Raw genomic sequence first — 24,851 nt, forward strand, 5'->3', positions numbered from 1 at the left:
TACCCCCTGGGGTATCACTAGTTCGTCGGAACCCGCCAGCTCCCGGACCCGCAACCCGCGAAAGGAACCGCAGCAATGGAGAGTCGGCTGTACATCGCCCAGCACTATCTGGAGTGCCTGTCGCAGGCCTCCTACCTGATCGGCGACAAGGAGACCGGACGCGCCGTCATCGTCGATCCGCGCCGGGACATCTCCGAATACCTGGACGACGCCGCGGCCAACGGCCTCAACATCGAAGGCGTCATCAACACCCACTTCCACGCCGACTTCCTCTCCGGCCACCTGGAACTGGCCGCCCGCACCGGAGCGTGGATCGGCTACGGCGCGCGGGCCGAGGCCGAGTTCCCGATCCGGAAGCTGCACGACCACGAGCGCATCAGCCTCGGCGACGTCACCCTGGAGATCCTCGAGACCCCCGGCCACACGCCCGAGTCGATCAGCGTCCTCGTGTACGAGCGCTCCGGCGACACCGTCCCCTACGGCGTGCTGACGGGGGACGCGCTGTTCATCGGCGACGTCGGCCGCCCGGACCTGCTGGCCTCGATCGGCGTCACCGCCGACGAGCTCGGCAGGATGCTCTACGACACCGTCCAGCACAAGCTGATGGCCCTGCCGGACCAGACCCGCCTCTTCCCCGCGCACGGCGCCGGTTCGGCCTGCGGCAAGAACCTCTCGGCCGAACTCCAGTCGACCATCGGCGCGCAGCGGCTGAGCAACTACGCCTGCCGCCCCATGAGCGAGCGGGAGTTCGTCGACATCGTCACCGAGGGCCAGCCCCCGGCGCCGAAGTACTTCGTCTACGACGCGATCCTCAACCGCAAGGAGCGGGAGCTGCTCCAGGTCGACGAGCACCTGAAGGCGCTGTCCTTCACGGACGTCCTCGCGCGGCGCGACGCCGGTTCGGTGGTCGTGGACGCCCGGGACCCGCGGGAGTTCGCCGCGGGCCACCTCGCCGGCTCGATCAACATCCCCGCCGACGGCCGGTTCGCCGAGCAGGCCGGCATGCTCGTCGAGCCCGGGCAGGAGATCATCGTGATCGCGCCCGAGGGCCGCGAGGAGGAGCTGGTCATCCGCCTCGCCCGGATCGGCCTGGACACGGCCGCCGGCTACCTGGCCGACGCCGAGGAGGCCTTCACGCAGGCACCCGAGCAGATCGTCCAGGCGGAACGGCTCACCTTCGCCGACCTGCGCGCGGAACTCGACGGCGCGGAGCCGCCTCTGGTGGTCGACGTCCGCAACGCCGGCGAGCTGGCGAACGGCCGCATCGAGGGCTCGGTCAACATCCCGCTGGCCCAGCTGCCCGGACGCATGGACGAGGTCCCCGCCGACCGGCGGATCGTCGTCAACTGCGCCGGCGGCGCACGCTCCTCGGTCGCCGCGAGCCTGCTCCGCAGGGCCGGCCGCGCCGACGTGGCCGACCTGCTCGGCGGCTACGGCGCCTGGGCCGCGGCGTACGCCCCGGCCGAAGCCTGATCCATCCCGGCGCGCCCTGCCTGGAACCGGTCCCAGGCAGGTGCCAGGCAGGGCGCGCCGCACCCACCCGGAGGGAGCAACCTCATGTCCACCACCCCGCACCGGCACCCCGTCCTGATCATCGGTGGCGGTACCGCCGGGATCACCGTCGCCGCCAGGCTGCGCCGCAAGGGCGTCCGCGGCATCGCGATCCTGGAGCCGTCCGACACCCACTGGTACCAGCCGCTGTGGACCCTGGTCGGCGGCGGCCGGGCGACCGCCGAGCTCACCCGCAGGCCCGAGCGGTCCGTCATCCCGCCCGGCGTGGAATGGATCCGCGACGCCGCCACCGCCGTCGATCCCGACGCCGAAACGGTCACCACCGCGAGCGGCGCCGAACTCCGCTACGAGCACCTGGTGCTGGCCCCCGGCCTGCAACTCGACTGGAGCGCCGTCCCGGGCCTCGCCGAATCGGTCGGACGCGACGGCGTGTCCAGCAACTACTCCCCCGAGTACGCCCCCAAGACCTGGGAGTTCATCCGGAACCTCACGTCCGGCACGGCCGTCTTCACCCACCCCGCCGGGCCGATCAAGTGCGGCGGCGCCCCTCAGAAGATCGCCTATCTGGCCGCCGACCACTGGCGCCGGGAGGGCACGCTGAAGGACATCCGCGTCGTCCTCGCCCTCGCCGAACCGGCGATCTTCAAGGTCGAGACCTACGCCCGCGAACTGGAGAAGGTCGCGGCCCGCTACGGCATCGAGGTCCGCCTGCAGTCGGAGCTCCTCTCGGTCGACCCCGAGCGCCGTGAACTGACCCTCGCCGACCGCGCCGCGGGTGACACGGAGAGGATCTCCTACGACTTCCTCCACGCGACGCCGCCGCAGAGCGCTCCGGACTGGCTGAAGACGAGCCCTCTCGCAGACCCGGCGAGCCCTTACGGCTACGTCGAGGCCGACGCCCACACCCTCGTCCACCCGCGTTACCCGAACGTCTACGCTCTCGGGGACGTCGCCAACCTGCCGACGTCCAAGACGGGCGCGGCCGTCCGCAAGCAGGCCCCCGTCGTCGTCGAGAACCTCATCGCCGGCATGGCGGGCCGCTCCGGCACCGGTCGTTACGACGGCTACACCTCCTGCCCCCTCGTCACGGCCCGCGACAAGATGCTCCTCGCCGAATTCGACTACGACCTCGCTCTCGCCCCCTCCTTCCCCGTCATCAATCTGAAGAAGGAGCGCCGCGACATGTGGTATCTCAAGCGCTACGGCCTGCCCGCCCTCTACTGGCACGGCATGCTCAAGGGCCGCGCCTGAGCAGCGAATCAACGAGGGAAGACGGCTTTTTCGGCCCCGCGAACAACAAAATAGGATTCGGTGTTGGGAATGGCGTCAGAGGCGCACTGCGGTGACCGAGCCTCCGCCGGAGGCCTGCGGCAGTGCTCGCCCGTAGGAGGCGGCGATCTCTTCGAGGGTGCGGAACTCGGTCCGCCAGCCGTGCCGCTCCAGCCACTCCGGCGCGTCCGGGCCGAGTCCGCGCTCGCCGTCGACGGAGCGCGCCGTCATGCCCGGCATGACTCGGTCGGCGCCGGGCACCGTCCGGATCCGTTCGGCCATGGCCTGCAGCGGGATGTGCCCGAACCCGAAGCGGCTGCCGGACATCGAGAGCTCACCGATCGTCGTCGCGATCCGCCGGGCGTCCCGCCTCGGCAGGAAGCCGAGAACGCCCGCGTCCACCCAGTGGGTGGGAAGCGCGGCCCGGAAGCCCGCCTCCAGCAGGGCTTCCGACCAGTTCTGACGCAGGTCGGCCGCGACGACGCTGCGCTCACATGACGGCACGGCCCCGAGCGCGTCCAGGATCGGCTCCTTGAAGGCGAACATCTCCGGGAGGTCGATCTCGAACAGGTGCACCGATCGCGGCAGGCCGAGCCTGAAGGCGTAGGTGTCCAGGCCTGCACCGAGCAGGACGATCTGCCGGCGGCCGGCGGCGACCGCGTCGCGGAGCCCGTCGTCGCCCATCCGCACTCCGATGGTGCGTCCCGGGTAGAAGGTCTCGACCAGTTCCTGCACACCGGCCCAGGTGCCGGCGGCGCCGGCCGGCGCCGAGGGCGCGAGGAACTCCCGTTCGGCCGCGTCGGCGAACGCCTGCGCGTACGGGTCCTCGTACAACCGGTCGGCGCGCGCGGTCTCCCGCGCCCTGATGAGGGCGACCCCGATCGCCGTCACCCCGACGCCCGCCAACGACTCCGGCAACGTCACGGCCGCCATCCGCCGCCTCCCTCGCAGTCGGCACGGCGCTCCGTGCGCCGGTCAGTCAGACACTACCGTCTGCATGAGGACGGCGATCGTCCAGGCCTCGCCACCGCCCGCACATCGTGGCCGTTGTCGCCTGTGTTCACGAGAGAAATCCGTACGGCGCCCCGTCCCTGGAGGGCGCGCCTGGCGATCCCGCAGGTCAAGGTGACTTTTGGGGCGTTTCCGGCGGGATGGAACGGAAACGCTGCGGCGTGTGGGGCGAACCCATGGGGAGGGAACATGCTGATCAGCAACGTGTACCGGCCGGGCGTCCTCGGCTGCCAGGCGGAGGACCGGCTGGACCAGGTGGCGCGGAGAATGGTGGAGGACGACGTCGGCGCGCTGGCCGTGCTCGACGGGGAGCGGGTCGTCGGGATCATCACCGAGCGGGACCTCGTCGGCGCGCTGGCCCTTACGGCGGATCCGGCGTCCCGGGCCACGGCGTACGCATCGACCAGGCTCAAGACCGCCGCGCTCGACGAGGACTCGCGGGAGGTCGCCCGCCGGATGCTGGAGGAGGGCATCCGCCACCTCCCGGTCGCCGACCGCGGACGCCTGGTCGGCATGGTGTCGATGCGGGACCTGCTCGCCCTGGAGACCTGGGCCCTGTGACGGGCGTGGGCCTTCGGTTCCGGGGTCAGTGCCTCGGGGCCAGGCCTGTGTAGATCGACTTCACGTAGTCCGGGGCCTTGGCGCCCCGGCGGGGGCGGAAGTCGAACGCCGAGCCGTCGGTGAAGTCGATCCGGATGAACCACTCCGGCCGCGGGGTGCGGCCGAGCGGCACCGCCCGCAGGCCCCGGACCGCCGCGGACGGGATCTCCCAGCAGGTCGCCAGGGGCCCGGCGGGGTCCTGCGAGTCGCCGAAGGCGCCGCGGACGCGACCGCGCAGCCCGCCCGGCCTTTCGGCGGGACGCGCGAACCGCGACTCCACTGACACCGCGAGCCGCCGGTCCGTGAGCAGCAGCCACGCCTCGTCGGCGTACCCGGCCATGTGGGCGGCGACCGCGGCCGCCGCCGCGTCCGGTCCGGGCGCGTGCGCCCACCCCCACACCACCGGGTCCTCGGCCCATTCGTCGTACCAGAACCGGCCCGTCCGGACCGGGTCGGTCGGGAGGGGCCAGGACGGGTCGGGCACCTGCGAGCCGCCCGGGACGGCGGGCGGGTGCGGGGCCGCGCTCACCCCCCGGACGGTCGCGCCGATGTGGCCGGCGGCGTGGTCGCCCATGACCAGCCTCTCGCCCGGCGCACACCAGTGCGCGCGGGCGATCTCGTACAGTTTCTGCTCGTTGCGCGGCACGTGGTCACCCGTCAGGAGCGTTGCGCGGCGAGGTGGGCGAGCCGTCCCGCCGCCTCGTCGTCTGGTGCGGTGATGTCGAAGCCGGAACCGTCGTGAAGCCCGATCCGCAGGACCGGGACCTTGCGGGGACGGTACCCGGAGGGCAGCTTGCGCCGGTCCAGACCGATGTGCGCGATCTGCGCCGCCGGGATCTCGGCGAGGCCCGCGACGCGTGACAGCGGCACCGGTTCGCCCGGTGGATAGGGATGGTCGCGGGCGAGCGCGCGCCCGATCTCCGCCGCCCCGGCGGCGATCCTGCGGGCCCGCGAGAGGACGCCCCCCTGCGGTTCGTCCGGCGCTCCGGATTCGGCGGCCTCGGCCTGCAGCATCGCGACGACGCCGATCCGGTGCGGGGTGAGGACCCAGTAGCGGGTCTCCTGGGAATCGGGAAGCGCCACCCGCGCGGCCAGGCCGCTGCTCGGCCCGTGGACCACCATCGCCGGCGGGTTGAGGCCGTCTTCGCGGAACGCCGAATCCATTCCTGCTCCGACGGCGTTCAGCACGGCGCGTCCGGCCCCGCCCGGGATGCCCCGCCAGTCGTGGCCGTCCACGTCGAAGCGCAGGGCGGTGCCGTGGCAGTACAGGCACAGCAGGACGGGCTCGTCCGGACGGCACCAGTGCCGCCGCAGCGCCAGCGTCCCGCCGAGTTCCCGCCCGCTCATCGGTGCGCCTTCCCGATCACCATGGCGAGATCATAGTGAGGGAGGCGTGCGCCGCCTTCCGAAACTCGTCGACGGCCCGCCCCGTTCGACCGCATCCGGGTCGCAGTGAGGGGCGGCCTCTCACCGAAGCCGCCCCTCACGCTTTCTCCGCTACCTGCGGCGCGCCACGTCGTAGAGGGCGCAGCCGATCAGTTCGAGGGACACTTGCAGCCGCTCCAGGCTGACGTTCTGGGCGATCGTGTCCTCGGGGGTGTGGTAGAGGGGCTCCAGCTGGCTGGGCGCCTCACCGCCGCGCCAGCTGAAGTTGCCCGCCGGGATGCCGCGCTCGTAGAAGGCCTCGTGGTCGCTGGAGCCCCGGGCCGTGGGGCCCTTGGTCTGGTCGGCGTAGCCGAGCCGCTGCGCGGCGGCGTTCACGGCGGCCGTGGTGGTGTTGTCCGCGCCGTCCACCGACAGCAGCCAGTACGTGCCCGCGGGCGGATGGCTGGTGGCGACCATGTCGTTCTGGAAGCAGCCGGTGATCTGCCCGACGCCCGCCTCGTCGAGCTGCTTCACGTAGTACCGGGCGCCGACCAGGCCGTTCTCCTCCGCGCCCCACAGGCAGACGCGGACCGCCTGCTGGGTGGGGAGCCGCTTCAGGACGCGCGCCAGTTCCAGGCACAGGACGGTGCCGCTGCCGTCGTCGTTGGCGCCGGGCGAGCCGGGGACGCTGTCGTAGTGCGCGCTGACGATGACGGCCTTGCCCGCGGGGTTGGGCAGCGACGCCTTCCGCTCGGCCAGGACGTTGTACGAGGTCAGGCCCGTGTGGTGGGTGATCTTGAAGGACAGCCGCCGGGCGCCCGCGCGGATCCGCTCGCCGTGGTACTCGGCCAGGCCCAGCACCGGGATCGCGACCGTCTCCTTCAGGTTCGGGACGAACGTGCCGGCCTTGCGCTCCGGATAGGTCGTCGAGCGCGCGTTGACGATGAGCGCCGCCGCGGCGCCCGCGGCGGCGGCGGCCTTGGCCTGCTCGGTCTCCATGCCGGGGACGCGGTCGAACAGCACGAGTCGGCCGCGCACGTCGCCGGTCACCTCGGTGGCATTGCCCATGTCCGCCACCGTGCCGTCCACGGACGCGACGGCGCCCTGCGGGGAGGCACTGCACTGCCAGTCCCGCTCGCCCCGGGAGCGGATCTCCGCCAGGTACTTGTCGGCGATGGGGAAGGGCTGCAGTTCGACCGTGTAGCCGAGTTCGCGCAGATAGCCGGCGATGTAGCGGGCGGCGCGGTGCTCGGCCGGGGTGCCGGAGACGCGCCAGCCGATCTCGTCGCTGAGCACCTTCAGGTGCCGCAGCGCGCGGCGGGCGTCGACCCGGGCGACCACGGCCTTGTCGCCGGCGGTGAGGGAGGGCGAGCGGAGGGCACCGGGGCGCTGCCGGGTCGCGGCGGCGGCGGTGCCGGGGAGCAGGCCGACGGTCGCGAACCCGGTGAGGGCGGCGACCCCGGCCAGCAGATCACGGCGTTTGACCTCGGACATGGCGTCTCCTCAAGGAGGTCGAGGCCACCGCCCGCCGGCCTCGGATCTCGAGTCGGTCGCGGACGGCGGCGGGACAACGGATCATCCCCCGATTGGGGCGAACCTACGAAATCGCCACTAAAACGACAAGCCTCGGACCGTCCGCACACCAAACCGTGATCAAGATCGCAAAATGTCCACAGACCGATGGACCACCGCTTTCCAAGGCACCGGCCGACCGGCGGAAGGCCAATAGATGACCTGATTCGCGATTTTCACCCGCATTACCAACAGGTAGATACCTCGACCCCGGCAAAGGCCAGCGCGGCATTCGGCAAAATGCGGCCGGAACCTTCGGGCACGCCGGGCGGCGTTCGTCTCAGGCGGGCAGTCCTTCGTTTTCGGAGAGCACGTCCAGTGCGTCGTGCAGTGCGGCGCGCTGGCGCGGGGTGAGCGGGGCGACGAGTTCCTCGTCCACCTCTTGCGCCGCCGCCGCACACTTGGCGAGCAGTTCGCGGCCCTGGTCGGTGAGCGTGAGCACCTGCCGGCGCCGGTCGGCCGGATCGCGCCGCCGCTCGATCGCGCCCAGGTCCACCAGGTGGTCGGCCAGCGCGACGACCAGGCTCGGCGCGACCCCCATCCGGGCGGCGAGGTCCTGCTGCGAGGCCGCGACGCCCGCCTCCAGCGCCGCCATCAGCCCGGCGTGCTTGGGCTTGACGCCGTAGCCGGCGATCTTGCGGGCCAGCCGGTCCCCGACGATCGCACCGAGGGTCCCCAGCCGGAAGGCCACCGTCCCCGGCAGCGGCTTGACGTCGCGCATGGCTCGAATCATACTCACACTCAATCATTCAAAGCATGAATCATTTGAGAGGTGAAGAGATGGGCGCCATGGAGGTCACACTCGTCACGGTCAACGCGGTCGCGGCACTGGTGTCGGGCGGGTCGAGCGCGCTCGGCGCCGCCCGCCCGGGCCTGGCGCTTCCCTCGGGTGAGGCGGTCACCGCCGGGGTCGACTTCTACGCCCGCGTCTATGCCGTCCGCGCGATCCCGCTGAGTCTCGCCGTCATCGCGGCGCTCGTCACCGCCGACGCCGCCGCGATCGTGCCGCTGCTGATCGTCGCCGGCGCCGTCCAGGCAGGGGACGCGGCACTCGGCATCACGCGCCGCGTGCCCGGAATGGCCGTCGGCGGCGGCGTCCTCATGCTCGTCCACCTGCTGTCGGCCCTCTGGTACGCCACCCACTGAACAGCGGACGCGGACTGGTGCCGCGTGCGCGGATCTCCAGGATCAGCGAACCGTCCGGGTCCATGCCCTTCGGGCCGCTGAGCCCCGCAGGTCAGCGCTGGGAGGCGGGGAAGTCGGTCGAGCTGCTCACGTCGGCCCACTGCTCGGTCTCCGCGGCGCGGGCCTCCGCGGACCTGCGGGCGGAGGCGAGGGCGTCGCTGCCGAGAAGGAGGCGGCGGGGCGGGTCGTCGGCGCCGACCACGTCGATGACGGCCTGGGCCGCGCGGGCCGGGTCGCCCGGCTGGGTGCCGTCGTTGGCCTGGCGGTAGCGGTTGATGGCGCCGACGCTCTCCTCGTAGTCGGGGCCGACCGGGTGCAGCCGCATGGACGAGCCCTGCCAGTCGGTGCGGAAGGCGCCCGGCTCCACGATGACGACCTTCACCCCGAAGGGCGCCGCCTCGTTGGCGAGCACCTCCGAGAAGCCCTCCACCGCGAACTTCGCGGTCTGGTAGGCGCCCATGCCGGGGGTGCCCCCCACGCGTCCGCCGATGGACGAGACCTGAACGAACACCCCCGAGCGCTGCTCGCGCAGGACGGGCAGCGCCGCCCGCGTCACGTTCACCACCCCGAACAGGTTGGTCTCGACCTGGGCACGGAAGTCCTCCTCGGCCATCTCCTCGATCGGGGCGCTGTTCGCGTACCCGGCATTGTTGACGACCACGTCCAGGCGGCCGAAGGCACCGGTGGCCTCCTTCACCGCGCCGACGGCCGCGGCGGGGTCGGTGACGTCCAGCGCGACCGCCCGCACCCGCTCGCCGAACCGGGCCACCACATCGTCCAGCTGCTCCGGACGCCGGGCGGTCGCGACGACCTGGTCACCGGCCGCCAGGACCGCCTCGGTGAGATGGCGTCCCAGACCCCGCGACGCCCCCGTGATCAACCATGTCCTCGCCATGAGCCCCTCTCCCCCTTCGGACGTCGGCAGTCGGCCGCCGCTCGCTCTCGTCCCGTCCACCGAGACGGAGCCGACCTTAACTGCCCCATACTTGTGACATTTAAGCTAGCATTCTCGACAGCTCTGTGTCGATAGACCAACCATGTGCCCTGGTGATGGGTATCTTTGGGCGGGTGAGATCAGACGCGGCGCGCAACCTGGAACTCGTCCTGCACACGGGCGCACGCCTGCTGGCCGACGACCCCTCGGTGAGCATCGCCGCCATCGCCGCCGCGGCCGGAGTGGACCGGCGCACCGTCTACCGCCGTTTCGCCTCCCGCGAGGAGCTGCTGCTCGCCGTGTACGGCGCCCGGTACGACGCGGTGGAGAAGGCCATCGCCGCCGCCAGGCTCCGCGAGGCCCCGGTGGAGGTCGCGCTCCACCGCCTCGTCGAGGGGATCGTCGCGGTGAACCGCGAATGGCCGGTCGAGACGAGCCGCATGCTCCGCGACGAGACCCTTCGGGAGCGCCGCCGGCCCCTCATCGACGCGGTCGACGCCTTCCTCCGGCGCGCTGCCGACGAGGGCCTGGTGCGAGGGGACCTGCCGTCCGGCTGGGTGGCGTCGCTCCTGCCGCCGCTGATGCTGCACGCCGCGGAGGAACTGCCCGAGCTGAGCCCCGCACAGGCCGCCGACGTGGTGGTCGAGACGCTGCTGCGCGGCGTCGGTGCCCGCTGAGGCGCACGTCGGCGGCGGGGCGACGGTCCTGGTCCGGCGGTTTCGGCGGCGGGGCCGGGTTCGGGGAACGTTCATGGCCCCATCACGCCACGTCAATCAAGGGTGCCGGCCCTCGCTCTAGCGTCGCGGGGGTTGATCGGAGCATGACCGAGCGGAGGACTCCATGTCCGTGCGCCTTGTCCTGACGAGTCTGGCCCTCGCGGCCACGGTGGCCGCGCCGGCGGCCGCCAACGCGTCGACCACCGGGAGTCCCGGCGTACTGCCACAGAAGACCCAGTTCGACCTGCAGGCCCACCGCGGCGGCATCGGCATGACGACCGAGGAGTCGCTGGAAGGCTTCGGCAAGGCCATGCGTCTGGGCGTCACCACCCTGGAGCTGGACACGCACGTCACCAAGGACAAGAAAGTCGTCGTCAACCACGACCGGCAGATCAGCGCGCAGAAGTGCCGCGACACCGCGCCGGCCACGCCGGGCGACCCGATGTACCCCTACGTCGGCAAGTACATCAAGGACCTGACCCTGGCCCAGATCAAGACCATGGACTGCGGCTACCAGCAGCTGCCCGGCTTCCCCGAGCAGGAGGTCGTCCACGGTTTCCGGATGGTGGAGCTCAAGGACGTCCTGGGCCTGGTGAAGCGCTACCGCGCCGAGCAGGTCAAGCTCAACATCGAGACCAAGGTCGAGGCGGGCGCGCCCGAGCAGACCGCGCCGCGTGAGCTGTTCGTCCGCCGGGTCTTCGAGGAGATCCGCGCGTCGGGGATCGAACGGCAGGTCACCATCCAGTCCTTCGACTGGGGCGCGCTGAAGGTCATGCACCGGTTCGCGCCCAGGTGGCCGCTCGTGGCGCTGACGAACTACGACTTCCTCCAGGTCGGACGCCCCGGCGCCTCCCCCTGGCTGGGCGGCCTGGACGTCGACGACTACGACGGCGACTTCGTGAAGGCGGCCGCCGCCATCAAGGGCGTCACGGCCCTGTCGCCCAACTACGGCTTCCCGCAGAACGGCAAGGTCGGCGAGCCGGGCTTCCGCTTCTACCCCGACCGGGCGATGGTCACGCAGGCCCACGCCCGCGGTCTGAAGGTCGTCCCGTGGACCTGCGACGACCCCGCCACCGTCGAGGCGCTCATGGACATGGGGGTCGACGGGATCATCACCAACTACCCGAACCGCGTCCGCAAGATCATGGCCGACCGCGGCATGCGGCTGCCCAAGGCCTACCAGCCGCGCTGACCGGCCCAAAGGGCGCGGCCGCTTCGTTCACGGCACGGAACGGCCATCGGATCGACATCGTCGGTGCGGTGGCCGCTTCCGTGCCGGAGCAGGTTCACGGGACGGCCAGGTACTTCACCTCCAGGTACTCGTCGATGCCCTCCAGACCGCCCTCCCGGCCGAGGCCCGACTGCTTGACGCCGCCGAACGGCGCGGCCGCGTTGGAGACCAGGCCGCGGTTGACGCCCACCATGCCCGCCTCCAGCGCCGCCCCGACGCGCATGGCGCGGCCGAGGTCGCGGGTGAAGAGGAAGGCGACCAGACCCGCCGGGGTGGCGTTGGCCGCCGCCACCATGCTCGGCTCGTCGGGGTAGGCGGCGACCGCGGCGACCGGTCCGAAGATCTCCTGCCGCGTGATCGCGGCGTCTTCGGGGACGCCGGTGAGGAGGGTGGGCGGGTAGAACCAGCCCGGCCCCGCATGCGGGGCGCCGCCCAGCCGGATCTCGGCGCCGCGCCGCTTCGCGTCGCCGACCAGCCCGTCGACCCGCTCCACGGCGTCCCCGTCGATCAGGGGGCCGACCTCCCGGCCCACCTCCAGTGCGGCGAGGCGTTCGCGCAGCGCGCCGGTGAACTCCTCGGCGACGGCCTCGTGGACGAGGAAGCGGTTCGCCGCCACGCACGACTGCCCCGAGTTGCGCATCTTGGCCGTCACGGCGCCCTCGACGGCCGCCGCGACGTCGGCGTCGTCGAAGACCAGGAACGGCGCGTTGCCGCCCAGTTCCATGGAGGCCCGCAGGACGCCCCCGGCGCTCTGGGCCAGCAGGAGCCGGCCGACCTCCGTGGAGCCGGTGAAGGACAGTTTGCGCAGCCGCCCGTCACCGAGCAGCGCACCGGTGACCTCGGCCGGCGCCGTCGTGGGGACGACGTTCACCACCCCGTCGGGCACGCCGGCCTCGGCGAGCAGTTCCGCCAGGGCGAGGGCGGACAGCGGGGTGGCCTCGGCCGGTTTGAGGATCACCGTGCAGCCGGCCGCCAGGGCGGGCGCGACCTTGCGGGTCACCATGGCCAGCGGGAAGTTCCACGGCGTGATCAGGTAGCACGGCCCGACCGGGACGCGCGCCGTGACGATCCGGTAGTCCCCGGACGGCGCGGTGCGGTGCTCGCCGCCCACGCGCACCGCCTCTTCGGAGAACCAGCGCAGGAAGTCGGCGGCATAGGCCACCTCGGCGCGCGACTCGGCGAGGGGACGGCCCAGTTCCCTGGTCGCCAGCCGGGCGAGCGCCTCCGCGCGCTCGGTCACCAGTTCGTAGGCCCGGCGCAGGATCTCGGCCCGTGCCCGGGGAGCGGTGGCAGCCCAGGACGGCTGCGCGTCCGCGGCGGCGTCCAGCGCCTGGAGCGCGTCCCGCGCGGTCGCGTCGGCCACCCGGGCCGCCACCCGGCCGGTCGCCGGGTCGAGCACCTCGAACGCGGAGGCCGCCTGCCGCCACGCGCCGCCGATGAACAGGCCGTCCGGTGCCATGTCGCCGCTCATCCGGCCGCGGCCAGGATCGCGGTGATCTCGTCGGCGGACGGGAACCGCGGCGTGTTCACCGTGACCTCGTCCTCCAGCGCGTCCCTGGCCAGCAGGTCGTGGTCCTCGCCGGTGACGCCGTGCTCGGCCAGCCCGCCGGTCAGACCCACCCGGGCCCCCAGGGCGCGGACGGCCTCGATCGCGGCGTCGGCGTTCCACGCGTCGGGTTTGGCGGTGTCGCCGACGCCCATGGCGAAGGCGACCTGAGCCGTCCGCTCCAGCCGTACCGGCAGGTTGAAGCGCAGGACGTGCGGGAGCAGCGCGGTCAGCGCGACGCCATGGACGATGTCGAACCGTCCGCCGAGCGGGTGCGCGATCCCGTGGCACAGGCCCAGCCCCGTGGCCGCCATGCCGACCCCCGCCATGTGGGCCGCCAGCAGCATCTGCGAGCGGGCCTCCAGGTCCTTCCCGTCGTCGTAGGCGTGCGGCAGGTGCGTCGAGACCATCCGGACGACCTGCAGCGCGAGCCCGTCCGACCAGGGGTTGGCCCGTACGGAGGAGAACGATTCCAGCGCGTGGGTGAGGGCGTCCATGCCGGTGGCCGCGGTGGGGCCGGGCGGCAGTCCCACGGTGAGCTCCGGGTCGAGCACGGCGGCCTCGGGCAGCGTGCTCGCATGTCCGACGTAGAACTTGCGGTGGGTCTCGACGTCGGTGATCACGCCGAAGGCGTTGGTCTCGGCGCCGGTGCCCGCCGTGGTCGGCACGGCGATGATCGGCAGGCCGGCGCGGCGGAACTCGCCGCGGTAGTCCAGGTCGCGTCCGCGCTGCGGGTTGACCGCGGCCAGCGCGATGCCCTTGGCGGCGTCCATGGCCGATCCGCCGCCCAGCGCCACCAGCAGCTCGGCCCGCGCGTTCTCGGCGGCGACCGCGCCCGCGCCGATGTCATCGGTGGTCGGGTTGGCGTGCACGCCGGTGAAGACCGCGACGTCCCCGTCCGGGAGCGCGTTCCGTACGGCGTCGAGCACGGGGGTGGCGGCGATGCCGGCGTCGGTCACCACGAGGACTCGGCGCGACCCGGCGAGTTCGCCGAGGGCGCGGACCTTGCCGGGCCCCAGGTGGGCCGCGGGCATCGGAGTGAGGGCGAGTTCGTTCATGGTCATGCTCCCTGGGGTGCGAGCCGCAGGGGGACCTCCATCAGGTCCTCCCAGAGCTTGACGGGCGTCATCTCGCCGGCGAGGTCGCCGTAGCTGCGGCGCGCCCGCCGGTAGACCTGCTCGACGAGGGCCGCCAGCTCGGCCGGGACCTTCACCTCGCGCGCCAGGTCGTTGGCGAGACCGAGGTCCTTGCAGGCCAGCGCGATGGCGAAGGAGTCGTCGTAGTCGCCGTCGCGCAGCACCGACAGCATGTCGCGGTCCAGGAAGTTGCTGGCGGCGGGGCTGGCGAGCAGCGCGTCGCGCAGCACGCCGACCTCGACGCCGGCGCTGGTGCCGATGGACAGCACCTCGCTGGTGGCGACCAGATGCGCGAACCACAGCAGGTTGATCATCAGCTTGACGGTGTAGCCGGCGCCGTGGCCGCCCACCCGCATGACGCGTTCGGGGTCGCCGAGGACGTCGAACACGGGCCGGACCCGCTCGTACACCTCGCGGTCGCCGCCCACGAAGATCTGGAGCGTTCCGGTGCGGGCCCCGGCCGCCATTCCGGAGACGGGGGCGTCGAGCACGTGTACTCCGCGCCCCGCGGCGGCCTTGCGGACCCGGTCGGCCACCTCGGGCACCGAGGTGGACATGTCCACCCACACAGCGCCCTCGCCGAGGGCGCCGAGCAGTCCGCCGGGGCCCAGCAGCACGGACTCGACGTGCCGGGGCGTGGGCAGCATCGTGATCACCACGTCGCGGCCCGCGCCCGCCTCGGCGGGGGCGGCCGTCCAGACGGCGCCCATCCGCTCGGCCTCGGCGGCGGCCTCGCGCCGCGCGTCGTGCACCGCCACGTCGTATCCGGCGGCCAGGAGGTTGCGGCACATGGGGCCGCCCATGTTCCCCAGGCCGATGAATCCCAGTCTCATGTGTCCCCCGCGGGCTGCTCGTTCATGTTGATCCAGGTGGTCTTGAGGGCGGAGTAGGCGTCCAGCGCATGCAGGGACTTGTCCCGTCCGCTGCCGGAGTCCTTGAACCCGCCGAACGGCGTGATCACGTCGCTCGCGTCGAAGGTGTTGACCCACACGGTCCCGGCGCGCAGGGCGCGGGCGACCCGGTGCGCCGTGGACAGGCGGCCGGTCCACACGCTCGCGGCCAGCCCGTAGCGGGTCCGGTTCGCCAGCCGGACGGCCTCCTCCGCCGAGCCGATCCCCGTGGCCGTCAGCACCGGTCCGAAGATCTCCTCCTGCGCGACGCGGCAGTCGTTGTCGACGTCGCGCAGCACGGTCGGGGCGACGAAGTAGCCCCCGGACTCCGCACGGACGCGGTCGCCGCCGGTGACGAGCCGGCCGCCCTCCTCCCGGCCGAGCGCGACGTACCCGACGACCTTGTCCAGCTGCGCCCGGTCGACCATCGCGCCCATCTGCGTGGCCGGGTCGAGCGGGTCGCCGACCCGGATCCCCTCGGCGATCTTGGTGACGCGGGCCAGCAGGTCGTCCATGATCCGGGTGTCGGCCAGCAGCCTCGACCCGGCGTTGCAGGTCTGCCCGGCGTTGTAGAAGATCCCCCAGGCGACGGCGGAGGCCGCCGCGTCCAGGTCCTCGGCGTCGGCGAGGACGATCTGCGGCGACTTGCCGCCCATCTCCAGCGCCACCTGCTTGCCGTTGGAGTGCGCCGCGTACTCCAGGAACCGGTGCCCGGTCGCCGTGGAGCCGGTGAAGGCGATCTTGTCCACCTCCGGATGGCGGCCGAGCGCCGCCCCCGCCACCGGTCCGAGCCCCGGGACGACGTTGAGGACGCCGTCGGGCACCCCCGCCTCGGCCGCGAGCTCGGCCAGCGCCAGCGCGGTCTGGCTGGACTGCTCGGCCGGCTTGAGCACCACCGAGTTGCCCATCGCCAGCGCCGGGGCGATCTTCCAGGAGGTGATGAGCAGCGGGTAGTTCCAGGGGACGACCGCACCGACCACCCCGAGCGGCTCCCGCGTGATCAGCGCGAGGGCGTCGGCGCCGGTCGGGGCGATCTCGCCGTAGCGCTTGTCGATCGCCTCGGCGTACCACTGGACGCAGGCGGCGGCGCCCGGCACGTCCACCCGCAGGGACTCGCCGATGGGCTTGCCCACGTCGAGGGTCTCCAGCAGGGCCAGCTCCTCCAGGTTCGCGCGGATCAGCTCGGCGAACCGCAGCAGGACCTCCTTGCGGTGGCGCGGGCTCGCGCCCGCCCAGCGGCCGTCCTCGAACGCGCGCCGGGCGGCCCGCACCGCGCGGTCCACGTCCTCCTCGCCCGCGGCGGCGATCCGCGCGAGCTCGCGCCCGTCGCGGGGACCCGTCTTGGTGAAGGTCCCGCCGTCGGCGGCCGGCGTGAACGCGCCGTCGATGAACAGCTCCCGCCGCAGGGGCGGGTTCGCCGCCCGCTCCTGCCAGGTCCCGTACGTGTGCTCGTGCGCTGTCACGGTCGTTCCCCTCTCAGCCGCGGGCCAGCCGGCGCACCGCGGCGTGGTCGATCTCGGCCCCGAGCCCGGGCGCGCCGGGGACCCTCATGCGGCCGTCGCCGTCGACGCCGACCGGTTCGGTCAGGAAGAAGTCCCGCCGCTCGGGCGTCCAGCCCGGCGGGTCATAGGGGAACTCGACGAACGGCCCGCCGCCGACACCGGCCACGACGTGCAGGTTCGCCAGGACCCCCAGCCCGTTGCTCCATGTGTGGGGGGTGAACCAGCGGTGCCGCGCGAAGGCCAGTTCGGCGAGGGTGCGGGCGCGCAGCATCCCGACCGACAGGACGACGTCGGGCTGGTAGACGTCCAGCGCGTCGGCCTCCAGCAGGTGCAGCAGCTCCGGCATGGTGCGCACCATCTCGCCGCCGGCGACGCGGACGCCCGTCTGCGCCCGCACGGTCCGCACGCCCTCGATGTCGTACTGCGGCAGCGGCTCCTCCAGCCACTGCACGTCCAGCTCCGCCAGCTCGGCGGCCACCCGGCGCACCGACGCCAGGTCGAGCGCCGGTGCGATGTCGCCGGACATCCGCCACGACTGGTTGAGGTCCACCATGAGCGCGATCTCGTCCCCGACCGCCTCGCGGGCGGCGCGGACGGCGGCGATCCCCTCCGCCAGGCGCTCCCGGGCCACCCTGATCTTCATGGCGCGGAAACCGGCCTCCTTGGCCGCCAGCGCGGCCTCGGCGCGTGCGGCCGGGGGGCGCAGCTCGCCGAACGAGGCGTACGCGGGCAGCCGGTCCGTGGCCCCGCCGAAGAGCGCTGCCACCGGAAGGCCGCTGACCTTGCCGATCACGTCCCACAGCGCGGCCTCCACCGGCCAGTAGCGGCCCGCGTGGAAGTTGATCGTCTCCAGCGTCTTGACGTGGTTGACGATGGCCAGCGGGTCCCGGCCGACGAACAGGTGCTCGTGGCCTTCGAAGCCGTCCATCGTGTCGCCGGAGCCGTAGCCCACCACGCCCTCGTCGGTCTCGACGGTGACCAGGGTGGCGTCGAAATGACCGCGCGGGACGGGGTCCCAGGCCGCGTAGAACGGCGGGTCCAGCGGCAGTCGCATCCGGTCGAGCCGGATACCGGTGATCTTCACTCGTCCCCCGAGGGTGTGTAGAACGGGTTGGCGGGCGAGTGCCGGGCTTCGAGGGCCTCCTCGACACCCGGCAGCCCGGCCGCTCCCGCGCGCAGCGCCGCCCCGGTGGCGGCGCGGTTGTTGGCGTAGACCAGGTCGGCGTCGGCGGCCTCCGGGTTGACCCAGACGGCGGCGACCAGCACCAGGTCGTCGACCGCCTCGGCGGGGACGACCTGCTCGGCCACCGCGTCCATGACCCCCGCCGCCACGCCCGCCTGGGCCGCTCCCCACGTCAACTCGGCGTGGGCGACGGTGTCGGTGGCGGCCTTGTTCACGAACAGCGTCATGGGCTTGGCCGGCACCCCGGGCTTCAGCACGGCGACAAAGGGGACGTGGCCGGCGCGGGGGGTGGCGAGGGCCGTGGCCCAGGCGGTTCCCGCCGGTCCGGAGCGATGCCCGAGGACGGTGTTGATGTGGGCGGCCTCGGCGCCCTCCCCGACGAAGCTCTCGCCGATCTGCACGGCCGTCGCCGGGCGGGGCGCGCGGTCGGGGGCGCGGTCGGGGGCGTCCGTGCTCGTCACTTGAGGAACCCCTGCTCGTCGAGCCAGTCGTTGGCGGCCTTCTCGGGCTCCAGCCCCTCCGCGTCGACCTGGGCGTTGAGCTTGCGCATCACGTCGTCGGTGAGCTTGGCGGCGACCGGGTCGAGGTACTGCTGGATCTGCGGGTACTTGGCGGCGGTCTCCTTCCGCAGGGTCAGCGCCGCGTTGTAGACGGGGAAGAAGCGCTTGTCGTCCTGGAGGACGGTCAGGCCCATGGAGGCGATCCGGCCGTCGGTGGCGAAGACCTCGCCGAAGGTGCAGGTCTTCCCCTTCTTGGTCTCGCTGTAGATCACTCCGGTGTCGACCGACTTGACGCCGCCCTTCGGCACGTCGAGGCCGTAGGCCTTGGACATGCCGGGCCATCCGTCGTCGCGGGTGGAGAACTCGCTCTCGATGCAGAAGGTGGCGTCGGCCGGCTTCGACCGGGCCAGGGCCGCCAGGTCGGAGAGCTTCGTGACGCCGAGCGCCGCGGCCTTGTCCTTCTGGACGGCGAAGGCGTAGGTGTTGTTGAGCGGCGCGGGCTTCGTCCAGACGATCCCGTTCTTCTCCAGGTCCTCGCGGGCGACCGCCTCGTACTGGCGGCCGGAGTCGGGGATCGGTTCGGTGTGCTTGAGGTAGGTCACCCAGCCGGTGCCGGTGTACTCCCAGTACATGTCGATGTTCTTGGAGGTCAGCGCGGTACGGGTGTTGGTCGAGCCCTTGATGTTGGTCTTGTCGTTGACGGTGGCGCCGTGGGCGCGCAGCAGCGCGATGGTGATCTTGCCGAGCACGATCGACTCGGAGAAGTCCTTGGAGCCGACCGTGAAGGTCGCGCCCTTGAGCTCCTGCCCGAGGCTGCCCTGCTCGACCTCCGCCGACGAGCCGCAGCCGGCCAGCGCGGTGACCGCGAGCGCGGCCGCGGCCGCGGGGACGGTGAGGCCCCGCATCCTGCTGATTTTGGACATCACGAACTCCCGAGGGGTGATGGGGGGTGGGGTGAAGGGTGGAAGTTCCGGGCGCCGCGTCCGGGCGCCCCTCGCGGTGCGGGGTCTCAGACGCCTCCGGGACGCAGCAGGTCCTCGGCGACGCCGCCGGCCCAGTCGACCAGGAACGCGATGGCGGCGGTCAGGATGCTGCCGGTGACGAGGACGGGCGTCCGGTCCAGCTTGATGCCGTTGACGATGATGTCGCCGAGGCCGCCCGCGTTGACGAAGGTGGCCAGCGTCGCCACGCCCACGGCCATCACCAGCGAGGTGCGCAGGCCGGCCAGGATCACCGGGATCGCGAGCTTGAGCTCGACCCGGCGGAGGACCTGGGCGCGGGTCATGCCCATCCCGCGGGCGGCCTCGATCAGGGTCTGGTCGACCTGCTGGACGCCCACGATCGTGTTGCGGAGCACCGGCAGCACGGCGTAGGCCACCAGGCCGATCAGCGCGATCCGGAACCCCACCCCGAACTTGATGGTCAGCAGGACCAGCAGGCCGATCGCGGGGGTGGCCTGCCCGAGATTGGCCAGGCCGAGCACGAGCGGGCTCAGCCAGCGCGCCGCCGGGCGGGACAGGGCGATCCCCAGCGGGATCGCGATCAGTACGACCAGCAGCACCGCCATGCCGGTGAGACGCAGATGCTCGCCGACCCGGGCGGCGATGTAGCCGGCGTTCAGCGTGCGCCGCTCGATCGAGTCCAGGGAGAGGTTCGACACCCACAGGTAGAGGACTCCGAGCACCGCCGCCAGCAGGAGCGGGGTGAGCAGGAACCGCGGCGCGGCCCTCCGCACCCCGGCGCCCCGCCGCGGGGCGCGGGCGACGGCGGCCGTGCCGGCCGACTCAGCGAGCACCGGGCACCGCCTCGTCCTCGCGTGCCGGTGCGACCGCCGCGCAGATCTCCTCGTACGACAGGACGCGGCCCGCGCAGGCCACCTGCCGCGTACCGTTCGCGATCATGATGTCGAGCGCCTCGCGGAGCGTCGCGGTGGCACCGACCTCGGGAAGCGCTCCGGCCGGGTTCTCGGACGGGGTCCCGGCCGGCGGGAGAGCGGCGCCGTTCCCGGCGAACTCGCCGACGCTGACCAGCGCGAGCCGCTTGAGCGTGGTGTCGCCGCCGATGAAGCCGGCCACGTAGTCGTCGGCGGGGTCGGCCAGGATGCGCGCCGGGGTGTCGTACTGCGCGATGCGGGAGCGCTCGCGGAACACCGCGATCCGGTCGCCGAGCTTCACGGCCTCGTCGAAGTCGTGCGTCACGAAGATGATCGTCTTGCGCAGTTCGCGCTGCAGCCGCAGGAACTCGTTCTGCAGCCGCTCGCGGGTGATCGGGTCGGTGGCGCCGAACGGCTCGTCCATGAGCATGACCGGCGGGTCGGCGGCCAGCGCCCGCGCGACGCCGACGCGCTGCTGCTGGCCGCCCGACAGCTCGCGCGGGTACCGGCGGGCGTACCGGGCGGGGTCCAGACCGACCAGGTCCAGCAGTTCCTCCACCCGTGCCCGCACCTTGGGCCTCGACCAGCCCAGGAGGCCGGGCACCAGCGCCACGTTGTCCGCGATGGTCAGATGCGGGAACAGGCCGATCTGCTGGATGACGTACCCGATCCGGCGGCGCAGCCGGTCGGGCGGCATCCCCAGCACGTCCTCGCCGCCGATCCGGACCGAGCCGGAGGTCGGCTCGATCAGCCGGTTGATCATCTTCATGGTGGTGGTCTTGCCGCAGCCGGACGGGCCGACGAAGGCGACCAGCTCGCCCGCCGGGACGACCATCGTGACGTTGTCGACCGCTGGATCGTCCTGGCCGGGGTACCGCTTGGTGAGCCCGTCCAGTTCGATGCGGGCGCCACCGTTGCCGCTGTCAAGCACGAAGCCCCCTCGGGGTGGTGAGTAGGCGTACGACGAGGTAGAAGAGGTCGAAGGCGAGGGCCAGGACGACCACGCCCAGGGTTCCCGCGAGCGCGGCGTTCAGCGAGTTCACCGAGCCGAGCCGGGCGAGCCCGTCGAAGATCTGGTTGCCGAGCCCGGGGCCGGCGACGTAGGCGGCGATCGCGGCGATACCGAGGATCATCTGGGTGGACACGCGGATCCCGGCCAGGACGACCGGCCAGGCCAGCGGCAACTGGACCTTGGCCATCACCCGGGCCGCGCTCATCCCCATCCCTCGGCCCGCCTCCACCACGGCCGGGTCGACCGAGCGCAGCCCGACGATCGTGTTGCGCACGATCGGGAGCAGCGAGTACAGCACCAGCGCCACCAGGGTCGGCTTCCAGCCCAGTCCCAGGAACGGGATGAGCAGGCCGAGCAGCGCGAACGAGGGGATCGTCAGGAAGCCGCCCGCGGTGCCGACCGACAGCGCGGCCAGCCGGGGCCGGCGGTAGGTCAGCACGCCGATTCCGACGCCGATCACGGTGGCGACGAGGATCGACGTCGCGACGACGAGCGCGTGCTGGCCGGCCGCCCGGGCCAGCTCGTCCCCGCGGGACGACACGTATTCGCCGAACGTCATGCGCTACCTCCTGTCCTTCCGAGGGAGGTTTCGGCCGGGTCTCTCCGGCTCGCTGGCATGACCGTAGGACGGTGTTCATTTTGCTGCAATACTTGTTGCGCCAGCCGCAACAAAGATCTCGATCGGAGAACCCCCTTGGCCCTCCCCCCGCACACGACGCCCTCTCGGGACCCGGCCCCGTCCACCGGACTCCGGCGTGACCTGGAGATACTCGACCTGCTCGCCCAACCCGAGCACGCCGCGCGCGGTCTCGGCGTCAGCCGGATCGCCCGGCTGCTGGACCGGGAGAAGAGCCAGGTCTCGCGCGCCCTCAAGGTCATGGAGGCCGAGGCCCTGGTCGACCGCGACCCCGACTCGCTGGAGTTCCGCCTCGGCTGGCGGCTGTACTCACTCGCGGCCCGCACCACCGAGGCGCGTCTGACGCGTACGGCCGGGCCCTACCTTCGCCGCCTGGTCGCGGGCCTCAACGAGACCACCCACCTGTGCGTGCTGCGCGGCTCCGCGGTCCTGACGCTGCTGTCGGTGTCGCCGTCCCACGCCTTCCGGGGGCTGGGCTGGGAGGGCGTGACGGTACCGGTGCTCATGACCTCGGCCGGGCGCGTCCTGGTCTCCGACTGGGCGCCCGACACGCTGCGCTCCTGGGCGGCCTCCTGGCTCGACGAGCCTGGCCATGCGCAGGCCAGGCTGCGGATCCAGGCCGCCGACGACCTGCTGCGCGAGGTCGCGGCCATCCGCAGGCGCGGCTACGCGTCCGTGGACGAGGAGTTCGAGGCGGGGCTCGTCGGCGTCTCCGCCCCCGTGCGGGACTTCCGCGGCACCATCGTGGCCGCGATCAACGTGTCGGCGCCCAAGGCGCGCCTTGGCCCCCATCTCGACGAGGCCGGACGCCGCACGCTGGCGGTCGCCCGCGAGCTGTCCGCCGAGCTGGGCCACGAGCACGCTCCGGGAGTCGTCTAGCGCTAAGACGGACCGCCCCGGCGGTTCTCACTCCAGGTCGTCGAACTGGTCGAGGATGCCGCTGAAGTCGGCGCCGGTGAGGGGCTGCTCGGTCCAGATGGTCTTGCCGTGGGGGGTCTGACGGGTTCCCCAGCGCTGGGTGAGCTGGGCGACGAGCAGGAGGCCGCGCCCTCCCTCGTCGAGGAGGCGGGCGCGGCGCAGGTGCGGGGCGGTGCTGCTGCCGTCGGAGACCTCGCAGATGAGCGTCCGGTCCCGGATGAGGCGCAGCTGGATCGGGCCGCTGGCATAACGGATCGCGTTGGTCACGAGCTCGCTGACGATGAGCTCGGTGACGTAGGCGGCCTCGTCGAGGCCCCAGCGCGCGAGCCGCTCGCTCACCTGGTCGCGGGTCTCGGCGACGACTGCCGGGGTGGCCGGCAGCTCCCAGGATGCGTACTGGTCCTCGCTCAGGGCGTTGGTGCGGGCGATGAGCAGCGCGGCGTCGTCCACGGGGAAGTCCGGCAGGGCGGCCTTGAAGACGCCGTCGCATGTCTCGTCCAGGGACGCGGACCGGCGGCTCAGCGCCTGCCGCAGGCGTTCGAGCCCGGTGTCGGGGTCGTGGTCGCGGGACTCGACGAGGCCGTCGGTGTAGAAGGCGAGGATGCTGCCCTCGGGCAGTTCGACCTCCGTGCTCTCGTAGGGCAGGGCGCCGACGCCGAGGGGCAGGCCGACGGGCAGGTCGAGGAAGTCGACCGAGCCGTCCGGGGTGAGGAGCGCGGGCGGCGGGTGCCCGGCGCGCGCGAGCGTGCACCGGCGGGAGATCGGGTCGTAGACGGCGTAGAGGCAGGTGGCGCCGACCTGGTCCTCCGCCTCATCGTGATCGCCGGTGGCCTCCTCGGCGGAGAACCGGCTGACGAGGTCGTCGAGCCGGGTGAGGAGCTCGTCGGGGGACGGGTCGACGTCGACGAGGGTGCGCACGGCGGTCCGCAGCCGGCCCATGGTGGCGGAGGCGCGGATGCCGTGGCCGACGACGTCGCCGACGACGAGGGCCACCCGCGCGCTGGACAGCGGGATGACGTCGAACCAGTCCCCGCCCACGCCGAGGTTCGACCTGGCGGGCAGGTAGCGGGTGGCGGCCTCCACGGCCGACTGCTCGGGAAGGCCGTGCGGGAGCAGGCTGCGCTGGAGTGCGAGGGCGGTGGTGCGTTCGCGGGTGTAGCGGCGGGCGTTGTCGATGGACACGGCCGCCCGGGCGGTGAGTTCCTCGCCCAGCAGCACGTCGTCCTGCTCGAAGGGCTCCGCGGCCTCGCCGCGGACGAACGCGGCGACGCCGAGCGTGACGCCGCGGGCGCGTATCGGGACGGACAGGACCGAGCGGAGCCGGTACCTCTCGATGGCCTCCGCCCACGCGGGGTTGCGGGAAGTCGCCTCGACGACCTCGGGATCGTCGACGCTCATCAGGACCGCCTTGCCGGTGGCCAGGCACCGCGCCGGCGGCCACGGTTCGGGACGCAGGTCGAGGCCGCCCGGCCTCGCCTCGGGTTCGGTGCCGAAGGCGGCCCGGTACGCCACGCTGCGCAACGCGATCCGGCCGGTCAGCGGCCCCGGGCCCGGTTCGTCGCCGACGAGCACCCCTTCGAGCATGTCGACGAGGATGAGATCGGCGAAACGGGGCACCACCAGGTCGGCCAGCTCCTGGGCGGTCCTGGTGACGTCCAGGGTGGTGCCGATACGGGCGCTGGCCTCGCTCAGCATGGTCAGCCGCTGCCGCGCGCGGTACTGCTCGGTCCTGTCGAGGAGGCCCACCCCCACGGCCTGCGTCCGGCCCTCCTCGTCCTTCAGGGGGAACAGGAAGACCGACCAGTTGCGCTCGCGGGTCTGGCTGGGAACCCGCCGGTAGTACTCCTCGTGCACGGACTCTCCCGTGTCGAGGACGTGGCGGACGTGCTGCTCCATCAGCCTCCAGAAGGGCCCGGGCAGGACGTCGGTGAGGAGGCGGCCGCGCAGTTCGTCTTCCGAGACGTTGATCCTCCGGCACATGAGGTCGTTGACCCTGACGATCCGCAGATCGCTGTCGTGGATCGACATGGCGAAGCCCGACTGGGTGAACGCCAGGTCGAGGAAGCCCGCGTCATCGGCCGCACCGGCCATGGCGACGGGAGGGTCCGTCTCCTCTTCGCCGCCTCCTGAGCTGGTGTGCGCGTCCATAGTTTCGCGTCCGAGTTCGCGGGAGGTCTTCCCAGGGTGCCGCGGCCCCACGTCCAGCACTCCTTCCCGGGCAGACGGATTGCAACGGGTGCCGCATGGAAATTGGGGTTC

Annotated in this window: 24 protein-coding genes; 7 read left to right on the forward strand and 17 right to left on the reverse strand. The window is 72.5% G+C overall.

Translation table 11 applies throughout. The features are described from left to right. Nucleotides 1-75 precede the first annotated feature (75 nt). On the forward strand, nt 76-1,473 hold the full coding sequence (locus ABWI07_RS15915) for an MBL fold metallo-hydrolase (protein ID WP_502912826.1): 1,398 nt from the start codon (nt 76-78) through the stop codon (nt 1,471-1,473). A gap of 84 nt (nt 1,474-1,557) precedes the next feature. After that, nucleotides 1,558-2,763: an NAD(P)/FAD-dependent oxidoreductase gene (locus ABWI07_RS15920; RefSeq protein WP_353818980.1), complete on the forward strand. Its 1,206-nt coding sequence runs from the start codon at nt 1,558-1,560 to the stop codon at nt 2,761-2,763. A 75-nt stretch (nt 2,764-2,838) separates the two neighbouring features. Here the strand turns inward: ABWI07_RS15920 and ABWI07_RS15925 are convergent, their stop codons facing one another. Then, entirely contained in the window at nt 2,839-3,714 is an 876-nt protein-coding gene (locus ABWI07_RS15925; RefSeq protein WP_149259868.1) for an SAM-dependent methyltransferase, read from the reverse strand. A gap of 267 nt (nt 3,715-3,981) precedes the next feature. On the opposite strand from ABWI07_RS15925, the gene ABWI07_RS15930 reads away from it, so the two are divergent. Further along, entirely contained in the window at nt 3,982-4,353 is a 372-nt protein-coding gene (locus ABWI07_RS15930; protein ID WP_149259869.1) for a CBS domain-containing protein, read from the forward strand. 25 nt (nt 4,354-4,378) lie between these two features. Here ABWI07_RS15930 and ABWI07_RS15935 read toward each other — a convergent pair whose 3' ends face one another. The 4 genes from ABWI07_RS15935 to ABWI07_RS15950 all read right to left on the reverse strand — a co-directional run bounded on the left by ABWI07_RS15935 (nt 4,379) and on the right by ABWI07_RS15950 (nt 8,050). Next, nucleotides 4,379-5,038 carry a hypothetical protein gene (locus tag ABWI07_RS15935; RefSeq protein ID WP_353818981.1) on the reverse strand — a complete coding sequence of 220 codons (660 nt, stop codon included), beginning with the start codon at nt 5,036-5,038 and terminating at the stop codon, nt 4,379-4,381. A gap of 11 nt (nt 5,039-5,049) precedes the next feature. Beyond that, the gene (locus tag ABWI07_RS15940) at nt 5,050-5,739 is read right to left on the reverse strand and encodes a hypothetical protein (protein ID WP_353818982.1); all 690 of its coding nucleotides are present in this window, start codon (nt 5,737-5,739) and stop codon (nt 5,050-5,052) included. 150 nt (nt 5,740-5,889) lie between these two features. Beyond that, the gene (locus ABWI07_RS15945) at nt 5,890-7,251 is read right to left on the reverse strand and encodes a M20/M25/M40 family metallo-hydrolase (RefSeq protein WP_149259872.1); all 1,362 of its coding nucleotides are present in this window, start codon (nt 7,249-7,251) and stop codon (nt 5,890-5,892) included. Nucleotides 7,252-7,609: 358 nt separating this feature from the next. Continuing rightward, a complete protein-coding gene (locus ABWI07_RS15950) occupies nt 7,610-8,050 on the reverse strand; it encodes a MarR family winged helix-turn-helix transcriptional regulator (protein WP_353818983.1) in 441 nt (146 codons plus the stop codon). A gap of 35 nt (nt 8,051-8,085) precedes the next feature. On the opposite strand from ABWI07_RS15950, the gene ABWI07_RS15955 reads away from it, so the two are divergent. Next, on the forward strand, nt 8,086-8,475 hold the full coding sequence (locus ABWI07_RS15955) for a hypothetical protein (protein WP_353818985.1): 390 nt from the start codon (nt 8,086-8,088) through the stop codon (nt 8,473-8,475). A gap of 91 nt (nt 8,476-8,566) precedes the next feature. Here the strand turns inward: ABWI07_RS15955 and ABWI07_RS15960 are convergent, their stop codons facing one another. Further along, on the reverse strand, nt 8,567-9,409 hold the full coding sequence (locus tag ABWI07_RS15960; RefSeq protein ID WP_353818987.1) for an oxidoreductase: 843 nt from the start codon (nt 9,407-9,409) through the stop codon (nt 8,567-8,569). 173 nt (nt 9,410-9,582) lie between these two features. Between ABWI07_RS15960 and ABWI07_RS15965 the strand changes: the two genes are divergently transcribed. Both ABWI07_RS15965 and ABWI07_RS15970 read left to right on the forward strand, forming a co-directional pair. Next, nucleotides 9,583-10,125 carry a TetR/AcrR family transcriptional regulator gene (locus ABWI07_RS15965; RefSeq protein WP_149259875.1) on the forward strand — a complete coding sequence of 181 codons (543 nt, stop codon included), beginning with the start codon at nt 9,583-9,585 and terminating at the stop codon, nt 10,123-10,125. A 163-nt stretch (nt 10,126-10,288) separates the two neighbouring features. Next, a complete protein-coding gene (locus ABWI07_RS15970) occupies nt 10,289-11,356 on the forward strand; it encodes a glycerophosphodiester phosphodiesterase family protein (protein ID WP_353818988.1) in 1,068 nt (355 codons plus the stop codon). A 94-nt stretch (nt 11,357-11,450) separates the two neighbouring features. On the opposite strand, the gene ABWI07_RS15975 is transcribed toward ABWI07_RS15970, so the two are convergent. The 10 genes from ABWI07_RS15975 to ABWI07_RS16020 form a co-directional block, all read right to left on the reverse strand. After that, complete coding sequence (locus ABWI07_RS15975; protein ID WP_353818989.1) at nt 11,451-12,854, reverse strand: NAD-dependent succinate-semialdehyde dehydrogenase; 1,404 nt, start codon at nt 12,852-12,854, stop codon at nt 11,451-11,453. 8 nt (nt 12,855-12,862) lie between these two features. Then, complete coding sequence (locus tag ABWI07_RS15980; protein ID WP_353818990.1) at nt 12,863-13,999, reverse strand: iron-containing alcohol dehydrogenase family protein; 1,137 nt, start codon at nt 13,997-13,999, stop codon at nt 12,863-12,865. A 2-nt stretch (nt 14,000-14,001) separates the two neighbouring features. Then, complete coding sequence (locus ABWI07_RS15985; protein ID WP_149259879.1) at nt 14,002-14,910, reverse strand: NAD(P)-dependent oxidoreductase; 909 nt, start codon at nt 14,908-14,910, stop codon at nt 14,002-14,004. Then, nucleotides 14,907-16,430: an aldehyde dehydrogenase family protein gene (locus tag ABWI07_RS15990; protein WP_353818992.1), complete on the reverse strand. Its 1,524-nt coding sequence runs from the start codon at nt 16,428-16,430 to the stop codon at nt 14,907-14,909. The genes ABWI07_RS15985 and ABWI07_RS15990 overlap by 4 nt, the downstream gene beginning before the upstream one ends. 13 nt (nt 16,431-16,443) lie before the next feature. Further along, nucleotides 16,444-17,553 carry a mandelate racemase/muconate lactonizing enzyme family protein gene (locus ABWI07_RS15995; RefSeq protein ID WP_149259880.1) on the reverse strand — a complete coding sequence of 370 codons (1,110 nt, stop codon included), beginning with the start codon at nt 17,551-17,553 and terminating at the stop codon, nt 16,444-16,446. Beyond that, nucleotides 17,550-18,113 (reverse strand): formaldehyde-activating enzyme, encoded by a 564-nt coding sequence (fae, locus tag ABWI07_RS16000; protein ID WP_200841921.1) that lies wholly within the window; start codon nt 18,111-18,113, stop codon nt 17,550-17,552. The genes ABWI07_RS15995 and fae overlap by 4 nt, the downstream gene beginning before the upstream one ends. Further along, entirely contained in the window at nt 18,110-19,075 is a 966-nt protein-coding gene (locus tag ABWI07_RS16005; RefSeq protein ID WP_200841922.1) for a glycine betaine ABC transporter substrate-binding protein, read from the reverse strand. The genes fae and ABWI07_RS16005 overlap by 4 nt, the downstream gene beginning before the upstream one ends. Nucleotides 19,076-19,161: 86 nt before the next feature. Next, complete coding sequence (locus ABWI07_RS16010) at nt 19,162-19,947, reverse strand: ABC transporter permease (RefSeq protein WP_200841923.1); 786 nt, start codon at nt 19,945-19,947, stop codon at nt 19,162-19,164. Then, nucleotides 19,937-20,956 (reverse strand): ABC transporter ATP-binding protein, encoded by a 1,020-nt coding sequence (locus ABWI07_RS16015; RefSeq protein ID WP_353818993.1) that lies wholly within the window; start codon nt 20,954-20,956, stop codon nt 19,937-19,939. Before ABWI07_RS16015 ends, ABWI07_RS16010 begins: the two co-directional genes overlap by 11 nt. Further along, a complete protein-coding gene (locus tag ABWI07_RS16020; RefSeq protein ID WP_149259881.1) occupies nt 20,949-21,596 on the reverse strand; it encodes an ABC transporter permease in 648 nt (215 codons plus the stop codon). The genes ABWI07_RS16015 and ABWI07_RS16020 overlap by 8 nt, the downstream gene beginning before the upstream one ends. Nucleotides 21,597-21,731: 135 nt before the next feature. On the opposite strand from ABWI07_RS16020, the gene ABWI07_RS16025 reads away from it, so the two are divergent. Further along, a complete protein-coding gene (locus ABWI07_RS16025; protein WP_235036857.1) occupies nt 21,732-22,553 on the forward strand; it encodes an IclR family transcriptional regulator in 822 nt (273 codons plus the stop codon). A gap of 27 nt (nt 22,554-22,580) precedes the next feature. Here ABWI07_RS16025 and ABWI07_RS16030 read toward each other — a convergent pair whose 3' ends face one another. Beyond that, complete coding sequence (locus ABWI07_RS16030; protein WP_353818994.1) at nt 22,581-24,791, reverse strand: SpoIIE family protein phosphatase; 2,211 nt, start codon at nt 24,789-24,791, stop codon at nt 22,581-22,583. Nucleotides 24,792-24,851 lie beyond the last annotated feature (60 nt).

Origin of the sequence: Actinomadura sp. NPDC000600, assembly GCF_040492135.1 — a bacterium.
Taxonomy (GTDB): Bacteria; Actinomycetota; Actinomycetes; order Streptosporangiales; family Streptosporangiaceae; genus Spirillospora.

What these genes read in the sequence shown, in the direction of transcription:
- ABWI07_RS15920 (WP_353818980.1), top strand. Translation starts at nt 1,558, where the DNA reads ATGTCCACCACCCCGCACCGGCACCCCGTCCTGATCATCGGTGGCGGT.
- ABWI07_RS16020 (WP_149259881.1), bottom strand. Translation starts at nt 21,596, where the DNA reads ATGACGTTCGGCGAATACGTGTCGTCCCGCGGGGACGAGCTGGCCCGG.
- ABWI07_RS15980 (WP_353818990.1), bottom strand. Translation starts at nt 13,999, where the DNA reads ATGAACGAACTCGCCCTCACTCCGATGCCCGCGGCCCACCTGGGGCCC.
- ABWI07_RS15960 (WP_353818987.1), bottom strand. Translation starts at nt 9,409, where the DNA reads ATGGCGAGGACATGGTTGATCACGGGGGCGTCGCGGGGTCTGGGACGC.
- ABWI07_RS15970 (WP_353818988.1), top strand. Translation starts at nt 10,289, where the DNA reads ATGTCCGTGCGCCTTGTCCTGACGAGTCTGGCCCTCGCGGCCACGGTG.
- ABWI07_RS15975 (WP_353818989.1), bottom strand. Translation starts at nt 12,854, where the DNA reads ATGGCACCGGACGGCCTGTTCATCGGCGGCGCGTGGCGGCAGGCGGCC.
- ABWI07_RS15925 (WP_149259868.1), bottom strand. Translation starts at nt 3,714, where the DNA reads ATGGCGGCCGTGACGTTGCCGGAGTCGTTGGCGGGCGTCGGGGTGACG.
- ABWI07_RS15955 (WP_353818985.1), top strand. Translation starts at nt 8,086, where the DNA reads ATGAATCATTTGAGAGGTGAAGAGATGGGCGCCATGGAGGTCACACTC.
- ABWI07_RS15950 (WP_353818983.1), bottom strand. Translation starts at nt 8,050, where the DNA reads ATGCGCGACGTCAAGCCGCTGCCGGGGACGGTGGCCTTCCGGCTGGGG.
- ABWI07_RS16005 (WP_200841922.1), bottom strand. Translation starts at nt 19,075, where the DNA reads ATGTCCAAAATCAGCAGGATGCGGGGCCTCACCGTCCCCGCGGCCGCG.
- ABWI07_RS15945 (WP_149259872.1), bottom strand. Translation starts at nt 7,251, where the DNA reads ATGTCCGAGGTCAAACGCCGTGATCTGCTGGCCGGGGTCGCCGCCCTC.
- ABWI07_RS15940 (WP_353818982.1), bottom strand. Translation starts at nt 5,739, where the DNA reads ATGAGCGGGCGGGAACTCGGCGGGACGCTGGCGCTGCGGCGGCACTGG.
- ABWI07_RS15985 (WP_149259879.1), bottom strand. Translation starts at nt 14,910, where the DNA reads ATGAGACTGGGATTCATCGGCCTGGGGAACATGGGCGGCCCCATGTGC.
- ABWI07_RS15915 (WP_502912826.1), top strand. Translation starts at nt 76, where the DNA reads ATGGAGAGTCGGCTGTACATCGCCCAGCACTATCTGGAGTGCCTGTCG.
- ABWI07_RS15930 (WP_149259869.1), top strand. Translation starts at nt 3,982, where the DNA reads ATGCTGATCAGCAACGTGTACCGGCCGGGCGTCCTCGGCTGCCAGGCG.